Source organism: Paenibacillus sp. CB74 (assembly GCF_055687625.1).
The window spans coordinates 5026103-5039255 of record NZ_CM146009.1 but is presented as its reverse complement, the minus strand read 5'-3'; the positions used below and the strand labels follow the sequence as shown (position 1 = coordinate 5039255).

The window sequence follows — 13153 nt, the reverse complement described above, 5'->3', positions numbered from 1 at the left end:
CGATTCCCCGGCTTGGTCATTTTTTATATATCCAATTTATTGATGTAGAGGAGAAGAGTCATGAACAACAAAGAATTGGCTAAAAACGTACTTGATCTCGTTGGCGGCGAGCAAAATATATCGGGTCTGACACACTGTGCAACCCGTTTGAGATTTGTACTGAAGGATGATCACAAAGCAGACCTCAAGGCGCTGGATCAGCTCGAAGGCGTGCTTAAGGCACAGAATTCCGGGGGGCAGATTCAGGTTGTCATCGGTGCCAGGGTAGATGCAGTCTACAGTGAAATGAAAAATCTTACCTCTGACCATATTGGCGAACTTATGGAGTCTGCAGATAGTGGACCGAAAAAGAGACGTAACCCCGTCAATGTCGTGCTTGAAACCATTGCAGGTATCTTCACGCCTGTTCTGCCAGCACTCGTTGGTTGCGGGATGATCAAATGTTTAGCCACCGTTATAACTGCCATGGGTTACTTGGAAGGCTCTGGATTCCTAACGATCATTAACATGATCGGGGACTGTATTTTCTACTTCATGCCATTCTTCCTGGCAGTTAGTGCAGCAAACCGTTTCAAAACGAATCCCTATTTGGCGGTAGCTCTCGCTGCGGGACTCATGCATCCAACCATTTTGAACGCTGCGGCTCAGATTGCTGAGACGGGTGTAAACCGTATTGATTTTCTCGGCTTGCCGATTCTGTTGATGAAATATTCCTCTTCCGTCATTCCAATCATTTTGGCGGTATGGATTATGAGTTATGTGTATCCAATCGTCAATCGAGTGATTCCCAAGTTTCTACAGGTCCTGCTTACCCCAATGATTGTTTTGTTCATTATGATTCCAGTGGAACTAATCGTGCTTGGTCCAGTAGGTTCATATATCGGTGACTGGTTGACCAATGGCATTAATTCATTGTTCTCAACCGCAGGTGTCCTTGCTGGTGCGATTCTTGGATTTTTCAAACCGATTATGGTCATGTTCGGTATGCACTATGCCATCATGCCTATTCAGGTTCAACAAGTGGCTACACTGGGTGCAACCGTGCTGTTACCAACGGCACTGGCAGCGAATTTGGCTCAGGCTGGAGCAGCCTTCGGTGTGTTTGTACTGACGAAGAGTAAAACGATGAAATCAGCGGCTGCTTCGAGTGGATTCACCGCGTTGTTCGGAATCACCGAGCCGGCGATCTATGGAGTAACACTCAAATATAAACGTCCTTTTTTCGCAGGTTGTCTTGCAGGTGGATTAGTCGGTGGATTCTACAGCTTGGTGCATACCACAGCGAATGCTATTTCACTTCCAGGTTTATTGGCAATTGGTACGTATTCATCTGATCGTTACATGTATGTTGTTATTGGTTGTATTGCCGCCGTTGTACTCGGTTTTGTCTTCACGCTGATGGCAGGCATCAAGGAAGATACAGATGGGGGTAAATCGAAGCAACAAGCTACGGATAAGTTGAATAGCAATCAAGCAGTCATTGCCACAGAGGTAAATCCAGCATCCGCATCAACACAGACATCCACATCTGCTGACATGCTTATCGTTAGTCCGATGACAGGGGAGATCAAACCGATCTCTGAAGTGGAAGATCAGGCATTTGCCCAAGAGTTAATGGGTAAAGGTATTGCGATTGTTCCGACAGATGGCAAGGTATATGCTCCATTTGACGGAGTAGTCGAGGCCCTTTATCGTACCAAACATGCCATCGGATTGAAGGCGGCGAATGGTGTCGAGATCCTCATTCATATCGGGGTAGACACCGTCAGCCTCAAAGGCAAATATTTTACCGCCCATATCGAACAGGGACAGACCATCAAGGCTGGCGATTTATTGGTGGAGTTTGATCCAGAGGGCATTACGACAGCAGGTTATAACACCATTACATCCATTGTGGTGACCAACATGCAACAGTATGGGGACGTGCTGACTACAGCGACCAGCGGCCCGATCCGGGAGAGTGAGGCGCTGATCAAGCTAATCCCCTAGAACGTTAAATAAACCATTTAAACAACACGTAATAACAGGAGGAAACTAAAATGACTCATTCTAATTTTCCAAAAGATTTTTTGTGGGGCGGAGCGCTTTCTGCCTGTCAGGCTGAAGGTGCTTATAATGTTGATGGCAAGAGCCTAACCATTCCAGAAGTGATGAAGTTTAATGAGAAGAACGACCGCAAGGTGACCAAGCAGATCAGGGTGAATTGGGAGATGATTGAAGAGGCCCGGAACGACCCGGATACGGTTAAATATCCAAAGCGTCGGGGGATCGATTTTTATCATAACTTTCGTGAGGATATCGCATTATTCGCCGAGATGGGCTTCAAAGTATTCCGTTATTCCATTTCATGGGCCAGAGTATTTCCAGGTGGCGACGATGCTGCTCCGAATGAAAAGGCACTGGAGTTCTATGATCAGGTTATTGATGAATGTCTAAAACAGGGCATGGAGCCCCTGATTACCATCAGCCACTTTGATACACCGATTGTACTGATGGACAAGTTCGGAGGATGGTACAACCGCAAGTTGATTGATCTGTATGTAAACTATTGTGATGTGCTGTTCAAGCGCTACAAGGGCAAAGTGAAATATTGGGTGACGTTCAACGAGATCAACATGAGCGTGAAGGCATCGGCCAAGACGCTGGGAATCATTGATTATGATGCGCCGAATTATGAGGAAATGCTGTTCCAAGGGCTGCACCATCAATTTGTAGCAGCGTCCAGAGCAACCAAGATGGCTCATGAGATTGATCCGAATAACCAGATCGGAAGTATGGTGGCTTATTTTACAACGTATCCGTACACATGCAAGCCGGAGGATGCACTTCAGATGCAGCAGGATGATCAGATGAAAAATCAATTCTATCTGGATGTGCTCAATAAAGGCGAGTATCCTTATTATAGTAAAACGTATTTCAAAAATAAGCAGATCCAGTTGAACATCGAGGACGGTGATCTGGATAATATTCGCGCACATACAGCTGACTTCGTGGGGATGTCGTATTACAACTCCATGATATCCAGTAGTGATACCGAACAACTTGAATTAACAGCCGGGAACGTACACAGTGTCTACAAAAACCCGCATTTGCCTGCAAACGAGTGGGGTTGGCAGATTGATCCCATTGGCCTGCGGTATACGCTGAATCTCGTCTATGATCGGTATCAAAAACCGGTCTTCATTCTGGAGAACAGTTCAGGCTTCTACGACAAGCTGAATGAGGACGGAACGATCAACGATCCCTATCGGATTGATTTCCTGAGCAAACATATTGAACAGATGGGACTCGCCATTGCGGATGGGGTCGAAGTGTTGGGTTACACCATGTGGGGGCCGATCGACATGATCAGTTCAGGGACTTCCGAGATGAGCAAACGGTACGGATTTATCTACGTGGATCAGGATGACTATGGCAATGGTACGCTGCAAAGATATCGGAAAGATTCGTTCTTCTGGTATCAGAATGTGATCCGTACCAACGGAGCAGAACTGTAACAGGTCATGAATATTCTGGGCCGAATCAAAAAAATTCCCGGCGGCTTGCTGATTGTTCCCATGCTTGCCGCCGCGGTCGTCAACACGGTGTTTCCATCGTTGTTTCAGATCGGAGATCCAACGACAGCACTATTCACATCGAAAGGTACCATGGTGCTGATTGGCATGATTTTGCTCGTGTCCGGAACACAGCTCAATCTGTCACAGCTTCTGGTGACCTTGAAAAGAGCAGGGGTACTTTGTATTTCACGTATTCTTATCAGCTGTCTGTTCGGCTGGGCGTTTGTACACTTTTTTGGCATTAGTGGGGTTGGAGGCGTGTCTGCGGTAGCTTTCATTGCTGTTCTGACCAGTTGTAATCCGGGATTATATCTGGCCTTGATGAATACGTACGGGGATGATGTGGATCGTGCTGCGTTTGGTATTCTGAACCTGATTGCCGTTCCGGTTATTCCGGTCATGATATTGAATTCGGCAAGCGGTGTCGGTATCGATTACCTCAGTGTCCTTGCTACCCTGGTGCCTTTCTTCATCGGCATATTGCTTGGCAATCTGGACAGTAATATACAGAAGATGTTCGCTCCGGGAACACTGATTCTGCTGCCTTTCCTGGGCACAAGCTTTGGGTCCAATATTGATCTGCGCATTGCATTTCAATCCAGTCTATCCGGTTTGCTGGTCACGGTGTTATTTTTGCTGATCTGCATGCTGCCGCTCATTGGAATCGATCGTGCGTTATTAAGACGGCCAGGTTACGCAGCGGCTGCGACATGTTCGGTTGCTGGGTTGTCCATGGTCGTGCCATCGATGGCGGCAGAATTCAATCCGGCGTATGCGCCTTATGTGGACACAGCCATCGCTCAGATTGCGTTTGCCGTGATCCTGACATCGGTGACCGTACCTTATATCGTGAAGCGACTGGCTAGAGGAACAGCGACGGAAGCTTCGACAAAAGCAAATCATTAAAAAACAGCATGTGTTCTGTCAGGTCATGACGGATCACATGCTGTTTTTGCTTTGGCATCTATATTTTACAGACCCAGCAGTTGTTTAACACTTTCAGCTACCGCTTTGCTGGATTGCGGATTCTGTCCTGTGACCACGCGGCCATCTGTTGTGACATAAGAGCTGAAGGCAGCAGCTTTATCGTACTGTGCGGCACGTTCTCTCAAAGCATCTTCCAGCAGGAAAGGAACATATTCGGTTTGTTGTGCCAATGCTTCCTCTTCATTCGTGAAGCCGGAGACGGTTTTGTCTTTGATCAAGAGTAGGCCGTTGGACAACTTCACGTTCAGCAGGGCTGTAACCCCGTGGCACACACCGGATACAACGCCACCTTTTTCATAGATTTCACGAGAAAGCTCTTGAAGTTCCGCATTGTCCGGGAAATCCCACATTGTACCGTGACCCCCTGTGAAGTAGATCGCATCATAATCACTTGCATTCACTTCGCCAGGTTTCAACGTGTTCTTCAATTGGTTCATGAATGTTTCGTTCTCGAAATAGGCTTTGGTGCTCTCATCCAGGGAGTCACCGAGACTTTTCGGATCAAGAGGTACGTTACCCCCTTTAGGGCTAACCAGATCGATCTGAACATTGTCATTATGGTCAAACTCTTCAATAAAGTGAGTTGCTTCGCTCAGCCACAAGCCGGTAGGTTCGTCCTTCGTTGCGTATTTATCTACGTTTGTTAGTACAACCAGTATCTTTTTCATATAAAAACCTCCCGTAAAGTGTATAACATCATTTATATTAAATATCACAAAATTAAATTGTGTAAAATATATTATTAAACATAACATAACCATGTTCTAAAGTAAAATCATGGACGTATCTTCGATCTCCATTGTTACTTTCAAGCGTAGGCGTAAAGAACAATCTAGTCGTAGTTAATATGCTCTCAAGAATGCACGTTTACTTATAATGTTCTTTTTAATTTACTCAATTTGTAAGCGGAGGTAGGCATGTGTAAGGGTTATCAAAATTAATTCAAATTTGATGTTAATTTGATTGTACATCTAGGTCTTTTGATATAAGATGTCGAAAGAAACTACATTATAATGGTACATATTACATATCTAATCGGGGGAAATTGAACAATGAAACGTACAGGAAAATTCGTCACTTCAACGATGGTTGCTGCTATTGCAGCTGTGTCAATCGTGTCTTCAGCCTCGGCAAGCACAATCTCTAATTCGAATATCTCTAGTATTTCTATGGCTAATATTCAAAGTATGGATATCGAAACTGCTTTGATGTTGGTTCAACAAGAACGCACCAAATTATTGGATGCCCAATTGCAGACACAAATTCAGGAAGTACAGAACCGTAACAATTATATTGCAGATTTGAATGCACAATTGTCGATAGCTCAACAAAACGGGGATGAAGCAGCTATTCAGAAGCTGAAGGGCCAAATTGATGCTGCAAGCAATTCCCAACAGATGGACATGCTTCGTCTGCAGTCCCTGTCCAACAAGCGTAATGAAGCATTTGACGTAATGACAAACTTTATCAAAAAAATGCAGGATTCAAGATCATCCATCATCGGTAACATGCGTTAAGAACGGATGATTAACTGCAACAATACAAAAAGAGCGGAGCCGGAATTTTAATTCCGAAACTTCGCTCTTTTTGTGTTTTTTATTTGTTTTATCTCTCTGAAATCCGGGTTTGGCCTGTACTATAAATCTTCTGCCAGGTTACCCCGACCAGTCACGACGCCGAGTGAACAGATCCTTCAGCTCGTCCGTCGACAGTTCCGTAATCCAGTTCTCGGAGCTTGTGATGATGTTATCGCTAAGTTGTTGTTTGCTCTCCAACATCTCGTCGATCCGCTCCTCCAATGTACCGAGAGAGATGAACTTATGCACCTGTACATCTTTGGTCTGACCCATCCGATAAGCCCGGTCGGTGGCTTGATTCTCCACAGCAGGGTTCCACCAGCGGTCAAAGTGGAAGACATGATTGGCTGCGGTCAGATTCAATCCCACGCCGCCTGCCTTGATGGACAGAATGAAGACGGACGGCTGCTTGTCCTCAGGCAGTGTTCGGGATTGGAATTCCTCAATCATGCGGTCCCTTGCCGTCTTAGAGGTGCCCCCGTGCAGATACAGCACAGGTTCCTGCAACTCCTGACGCAGTACCTGTTGCAGCATCTGTCCCATACCGATGTATTGGGTGAAGATCAGGCATCGCTCGCCCTCATCCCGCAATTCACGGACAAGCTCCATCAGTCGTTCCAGCTTCGCGGAACGGCTGATCAGCATCGCCATATCCTGCGGGCTGTACACATCATAAGAAGATGTTAATGTGCCGTCCTCGGGCAGTTCCTCCGGCAAAGCTTCTTTTGTCAGCAGCAGAGGGTGGTCACACAATTGTTTAAGCTGAGTTAGTGCCGACAGAATCGCACCTTTGCGTTTGATACCTTCCAGCTCTTTCATTTTATCCATCAGGGCTTGCACGGACTGGTCATATAATGCACTCTGCTCACCCGTAAGGTGAATGTATGTCTTCATCTCGTTTTTGTCTGGCAGATCAAGCTGGATATTCGGATCTTTTTTCTTGCGGCGCAGCATGAACGGTTTCACGAGCTGTTGAAGATCTTGCATCCGCTGCTCATCCTTGTCTTTCTCGATGGCACTGATAAAGCGAGTCTGGAATGCTCGGGCACTGCCCAGATATCCTGGATTCGTAAAATCATAGATTGACCACAGCTCGGACAACCGATTCTCGATTGGTGTGCCTGTCATGGCAATGCGGTGTTTTGCCGGGAAGCTGCGGACGGCCAGGGACTGTTTGGTCTGGGCGTTTTTGATATTCTGCGCTTCATCGAGGCAGATGCATGACCACGTATATGTCTGCAACATTTCCTGATCGAGTGTAGCCGTAGCAAAGGACGTGATGATAATGTCCACTTGTTCCGTTTGCTCCCGGAATTCTTCCCCGCTTAATCGGCGTGCTCCGTAATGCAGGCTGACATGAATGGAGGGTGCGAAGCGGCTAATCTCCTTTTGCCAGTTGCCCAATACAGAAGTTGGACAGATCAGAAGTGCCGGAGCCTGTCCCGGCTTACGTGGTTCATGTTCTTTGATGTGTAATAGATACGTAATGAACTGTATTGTTTTCCCGAGACCCATATCATCGGCAAGACATGCCCCAAGGCCGAATCTGCGCAGGAAACCAAGCCATGCAAAACCTTCCTTCTGATACGATCGCAGCTCGGCATGAAGCCCTGTAGGAATGGGCAGGGAAGGCGCACCGCCTTGTCCGCCTCCCAGTTGTGCAATGACCCGATTCAGGTGCTCATTCAGTTCTACTTCCAGCCGAATGTTCTGATCATCCTGTGGTTGCTGCTCTTCCTCGGCTTGTTGTCCTTCCTTCCATTTCTGGTTGCGATATTCCCGCTGTTCATTGTGCAGCAGATGCAGGTGCAGAATATCCTGAAATGAGAGTCCTTGTTCCCGATCTACACCGCCCATGGCACGACGTATCTGTTCCAGCAGGTCGGGGTCGAGAGGAACCCATTCTCCACGGAAGCGAACCAATCGTTCATTACGGGCCACAAGATCGGCGAACTCATCTTCGCTGAGATCCGTATCACCAATCGCAATGCGCCAGTCAAAATGAATAATTGAGTCCAGTCCGAAGAAGGACTGTCCCCGCTCACTGCCTTCCTCTGGCTTCACCTTGGCGCGCAGCTTAGGCTTCTTCTTCCGGGCTGCTTCCCACCAACCCGGGAGCAAGACTTGCCAGCCTGCTGCCAGCAACCTGCCGCTATCCTGTGTAAGGAACTGCCAGGCTTCCTGATCTTCCAAAGGATCACTCAGCACATCCCGTCTGCCGCTAATAGAGCTTGCAAGACGCGGCAGATGTGCGCGAAGCTGATCCAGCCATCCGGCGGAGCGATCCAGAATGAACGGTGTCCATACCTCTGGCCATTCACCTTCAAGTCTGCCGCGTGAATCCAGCATGACGGGCACCAAGATGGCGGCATCCAGCTTGTTCTGCAACACCAGTCGCAGCCGCCAAGCTGGCTCATCCTCGTCCGGCTCCTGCAATTGCAGCATAGGTCTGAATGGTGCGGCATCCGCTTTCCAGCCAATGGATACAAGCCAGGACTGAGCGTCCATTCCGGCAGTCTTGGGTAGAGTACCGCGCTCTGGGAACAACTGCGGGAATTCACTCCGCAGATCGGTCGCAGCTTCCTCGGAACTGTACCAGCGTTGGAATACGAAGGCAGAGTAAGCCGCCCCGAGCCCTTCCGCGTAGCTCTCGTCCGTCTGTTGAATCGCTTTGGTAAGCGATGCCCGCTCCTGCTTTTTCAAGCTGTCCGGGTCCCAGGTCCACTGAAGTTGTCCTGCGCGATAGGCTTCAAAGCTGGGTACGTATTTGCGTTTCTCGACAGATGCTGCGAATGCCGGAGCCAGTCGAATCAGATGTTCCGCTTGCTCATCCCACTTCCATTCAATATGAAGCAGCGTGTGCATCTCGGCAAAGAAGGGAATGACTTCTTCTGCAGGCAGAACAACCAGCTCAATTTCCTCGATCTGCCGAACTTCCAGTTCGGTGCCGTAGAAGGAAGGCGCATGCCAAGCGAACAATCGCTGCTTAAGCGACTGTCCCGATACAAAGTGGTGTGTGTTGAGTGCTCCGTAAAACAAAGCATCGCCATATCCGGTTAAAGCGACGTGAACCTCAATCGTTTCAGTGTATGGATGAATTAAGCTCATGAGATCAGTTTACCTTTCCGAAGCTCTTCCTGCAGGGCACGCAGCCGACTGTTACGAACGGCGAGTGTGGTGATGAACTGCTCCCAGTGCGCTTCTTGCTTCAACTTTTTATAGATTTTGGACAGGCGTTTCAGCAGCTTCACCGCGGCCTTGTATCCGTCCCTGTTCTTATGTCCGATATAACGCTCCACCGCCTGATGATAGAAGGGGAGCAGCAGTTCAGGTGCATCTTTTTCAATCGGTTGCAGCACCGCTACGCGGAATTCGAGAGGCTCCGTCCCTGTACTTAGCTGAAAATCAATCCACCTGCGCCACTGACCACGAGAATGCATGGCATCCTCATAGGCTGGGCGAGAGTGGGGGAGCATGCTGACAAGTGTGTCCCACATGCGGTTCTCTGTATCCGGCAGATGTTGAATGGCCGTGTCCCACAGATGCATGTAATCATTCAAAGGCGTGTTACGCCGATTCGCCAGCAGGGGACCAAGTTGTACCAACCAATCTCCGAGCCGCTTCCATTCAGCTGCATCTGTGAGCACGTGGAGAAAATGCAACAGATGTTCTGGCGGGATACCATAGGCCGAGCTTCCATGGATGAGTCGCTGCCATGCCTGATCGTCTTGCCCTACATGGAAATACATCCAGCTCTGCGCGAGTACGAGTGGTAAAGGCAGGGATACGGCTTTGCTTGGTCTATCACCACTACTTCCATTACTCTGAGCGCTGCCCAAGACACTCCCACCTGACTGGGAAGGTGCTGAAGTCGCTGTTAGATTGCGCTCTATATCATTTAAGATGGTCTGTTCCGACACTAACATGTCCCGCGACCCTTGAAGCTCAGGTACGATCCAGTTCAACCACAGTTGTCGATAGATCGGAGTGAAGAACATCATGCTGGCTGTCTCAGGCATCATCTGTTTACGTAAATAAGCTGAGGTTTCAGACAATCTGTTCCAAAGTTGCTCAAGCTTGTTTCCCTTTAGACCGGACAAGTCTAGCGGATGGCTAAAGATCCGTTCAATGTCTTTCAAAAGTGCATCAACCGCGAGCTGGGCAGGGTAGCTCATGTACACGGGGGTATGCGTAATTGAGTTACGAGCCGGCGGTACGCAGAATCGTATGAGGTGCAGCTGCACATGTAGTTCAAAAAGTTGGTCCATCGCAGCGGTCAGCCTTGGCTTAATGGCATATAACTCGTCCGTTGCTTCCTGCACGTAGGATGTGCTTGCTGTGCCGGTACCCAGCCGTCTCAGACAGGAGTGGAATAGCTCATGCCATTCCGAGATTTCGAGATCGGCAAGCTCTGTTGCACGCTCCTTGATCTGACTGTATTGGTTGTCCTGAATGTCCATATCCTGTTGTTCATCAGCTTCGGCGTAGCTGGATCGTCCTGCGGACATGGCCCCGACGGGTTTGGTCGTTTGTTTAAGCGCAGTACTGGAGTGTGCATTCACAATCGCATGTACAGGTCGCTCCAGTTGCTCGGCATAACTCATCAAGACTGCCGTCATATGTTTGCATACGGAACTCACCGGGCAGGTACAATGACTGGTAGACAGGGATTGCATGCTCAGGGTGACCTCATATTCTTCCGATCCTTGTACAACGGCCGAGATCCCTTGTTGTTCGGAATAGGTTAATGGTCCGACACGTTTCTGTTTATAATATTGGAATCCGCGCATGATCGTCAGGTTATTAAAATGCTCTGCAACCTGCCTGATCAACTGTTGCCACTGCGCATCATCCATCCTCATGTTATTCGGTATGTTCATCATTCCATCTCCTGGGGTAAACATAGGTTCAGTAATCACCACGTCGATGACGTGATGTTGTAAAATCGTTGTATCCATCATATCAGTTATGAGCCAATCCGTGCATGGGTTATAAGAATATGAAGTTCTTTTTGGACAAACATGAATTTGGATGAATACGCAGGTGCCGTGAGCGAGTGGCATGCATGATTGCCTCATATTGTGTATGCTTATCGTATGTATTCCTTTCAGGAACGATGCAGGCCGGGGAAACGGTCATATTACAAACAACAGGAGAGAGCATATGAAAATACTGACGTTAAACACACACGCTTGGGCGGAAGAGGATCAACTGAACAAGATCAGTCAGCTGGCTGATTTTATAAATACACATCAATTTGATGTAATCTCCATGCAGGAGGTTAACCAGTCCATGCAGGAAGCGGCGCTTTCTGAAGAAGAACTGAAGAGGTATTATGCGACTGAATCGGATGCTGTGATTAAAAAAGACAACTACGCCTACGTCCTGCTTCAGCAGCTGACAGAGCAATATTACTGGACATGGATTCCCGCACATGTCGGGTTCCAAAAATACGATGAAGGACTGGCGATCCTTAGCCGGACGCCGATCACGCAGGCTTTTGGAGAATACGTGTCCCACATGCGGGATTATAACAATTACCGGACTCGCAAGATTGTGGGAATCCAGACGGTCGTCCAAGGTGAAGCAACCTGGTTTGTGAACGGACACTACAACTGGTGGGATGATGCGCAGGAACCGTTCAAGGGACAGTGGGAGTTGACAGAGAGCAAGCTTGCCCCCTACATGGATCAGCCGTTATATATTATGGGTGATTTCAACAATGTCGCGGAAGTGCGTGGAGAAGGCTATGACTATATGATGAGCAAAGGCTGGAACGACCTGTACACCACAGCATTGCAAAAGGATGAAGGAGCAACCGTGGTGAAGGCCATTGCCGGCTGGGCAGATAACAAACGCGATCTTCGGATCGACTATATTTTCTCCAATCGTCCCATTCAGGCCAAGTCTTCCACTGTGGTTTTGAACGGTAAAAACGGGCCGGTCGTGTCCGACCATTTTGGTGTTGCTGTAGAGATCTAACAGCCATGTGGCTATAAATGGGATATCCTCTCAATTAAAGAAACAAAGCCTCCGCTGACTTCCTGTTAAGGGAAGTGTAGCCGGAGGCTTTGTTGCATTCAAACAGCATTTCCTATGTACATGTAGTATGGTTGTTCTTCATTTTGTTGCGGAACTGGCCTACTATTCTAACGCCAGCATCTGATGTACGAACTTTTTCAGATTCTCACTTGTCTCGCTAAGCTGTTCAATGCTTTCCATAAACTCGCTAACGAGCTTGGCTTGATCTACTGTTGCGGTTGTAATTTGACCGATCTCCTGCTCCATATGTTTCATGGAATCCTGTACACTACCGAGAGAGGTTTCGATATCAGCCGCTGCTTGTTTCGTATGATCGGACAGTTTGCGTACTTCACTGGCAACCACACCGAATCCGGCTCCCTGATCGCCCACACGAGCTGCCTCGATCATGGCGTTCAGTCCAAGCAGATTGGTTTGTTCCGATACTTCACGAATGACGTTTGTTACTTTAGACACACTAACCGAGTTCTCTGAAGCTTTTTTGGAGTTGCGCAGAATCTCCTCTGAGGTTGCAGAGAGTTCTTCCGAATGTGCCGCAATCTGCTGAATGCCACCGACAAGCGCATGAATGGTTGTTTCATTTTCACGGATCAGCGTCTCCAGTGTCATGTGGCTATCCAGTGCGTAGTTCACACCCAATATGCCCACGACCTGATCGTTTTCCTTGATGGGAATTAGGATGGCGTCAAAAGGTCTGCCCTGAAGATCACCAGGCATACGTGCCACGGTACGCGTATCCTTGTTGGTGAGCATTTTGAAATCTTTGTAATCGTCATGCAGCTCATCTCCGACCTTCACGCCAATCTCCAGACTTTTTGCTTCGGAAAAATACAAAACTTTCTCATGATCATTAATGGATATGGATATGTCGTCACGGAACATTTGGCTAACAAAAGGCATAGCATTTACCAGAGATTCAAGAGTATTCAATGTGCATCTTTCCTTCCCGATACAAAAAGTGGAATTTTTCGACCTACTATCTATATCGGT

At 47.9% G+C, this 13153-nt stretch carries 9 protein-coding genes; 5 read left to right on the top strand and 4 right to left on the bottom strand.

Annotated elements, in window-relative coordinates:
- Nucleotides 1-60 precede the first annotated feature (60 nt).
- From ACX9NY_RS22320 to ACX9NY_RS22310, 3 genes are read left to right on the top strand one after another with little or no spacing between them, the layout of a single operon-like run.
- The gene (locus tag ACX9NY_RS22320) at nucleotides 61-1989 is read left to right on the top strand and encodes a beta-glucoside-specific PTS transporter subunit IIABC (RefSeq protein WP_472475122.1); all 1929 of its coding nucleotides are present in this window, start codon (nucleotides 61-63) and stop codon (nucleotides 1987-1989) included.
- A 50-nt stretch (nucleotides 1990-2039) separates the two neighbouring features.
- Nucleotides 2040-3497, top strand: coding sequence for a glycoside hydrolase family 1 protein (locus tag ACX9NY_RS22315; RefSeq protein WP_472475120.1), 1458 nt, complete (start codon nucleotides 2040-2042; stop codon nucleotides 3495-3497).
- A 6-nt stretch (nucleotides 3498-3503) separates the two neighbouring features.
- A complete protein-coding gene (locus ACX9NY_RS22310; protein WP_472475118.1) occupies nucleotides 3504-4463 on the top strand; it encodes a 2-keto-3-deoxygluconate permease in 960 nt (319 codons plus the stop codon).
- A gap of 65 nt (nucleotides 4464-4528) precedes the next feature.
- Here ACX9NY_RS22310 and ACX9NY_RS22305 read toward each other — a convergent pair whose 3' ends face one another.
- Nucleotides 4529-5212, bottom strand: a complete 684-nt coding sequence (locus ACX9NY_RS22305) for a type 1 glutamine amidotransferase domain-containing protein (protein WP_339239112.1) — start codon at nucleotides 5210-5212, stop codon at nucleotides 4529-4531.
- A 384-nt stretch (nucleotides 5213-5596) separates the two neighbouring features.
- On the opposite strand from ACX9NY_RS22305, the gene ACX9NY_RS22300 reads away from it, so the two are divergent.
- On the top strand, nucleotides 5597-6061 hold the full coding sequence (locus tag ACX9NY_RS22300) for a hypothetical protein (protein ID WP_472475116.1): 465 nt from the start codon (nucleotides 5597-5599) through the stop codon (nucleotides 6059-6061).
- A gap of 138 nt (nucleotides 6062-6199) precedes the next feature.
- Here the strand turns inward: ACX9NY_RS22300 and ACX9NY_RS22295 are convergent, their stop codons facing one another.
- A complete protein-coding gene (locus tag ACX9NY_RS22295; RefSeq protein WP_472475114.1) occupies nucleotides 6200-9229 on the bottom strand; it encodes a DEAD/DEAH box helicase in 3030 nt (1009 codons plus the stop codon).
- Nucleotides 9226-11004 carry an SWIM zinc finger family protein gene (locus ACX9NY_RS22290; protein WP_472475112.1) on the bottom strand — a complete coding sequence of 593 codons (1779 nt, stop codon included), beginning with the start codon at nucleotides 11002-11004 and terminating at the stop codon, nucleotides 9226-9228. Before ACX9NY_RS22290 ends, ACX9NY_RS22295 begins: the two co-directional genes overlap by 4 nt.
- Nucleotides 11005-11284: 280 nt before the next feature.
- On the opposite strand from ACX9NY_RS22290, the gene ACX9NY_RS22285 reads away from it, so the two are divergent.
- Nucleotides 11285-12103 (top strand): endonuclease/exonuclease/phosphatase family protein, encoded by an 819-nt coding sequence (locus ACX9NY_RS22285; protein ID WP_339258358.1) that lies wholly within the window; start codon nucleotides 11285-11287, stop codon nucleotides 12101-12103.
- A gap of 162 nt (nucleotides 12104-12265) precedes the next feature.
- On the opposite strand, the gene ACX9NY_RS22280 is transcribed toward ACX9NY_RS22285, so the two are convergent.
- A complete protein-coding gene (locus tag ACX9NY_RS22280) occupies nucleotides 12266-13093 on the bottom strand; it encodes a methyl-accepting chemotaxis protein (RefSeq protein WP_339239116.1) in 828 nt (275 codons plus the stop codon).
- Nucleotides 13094-13153 lie beyond the last annotated feature (60 nt).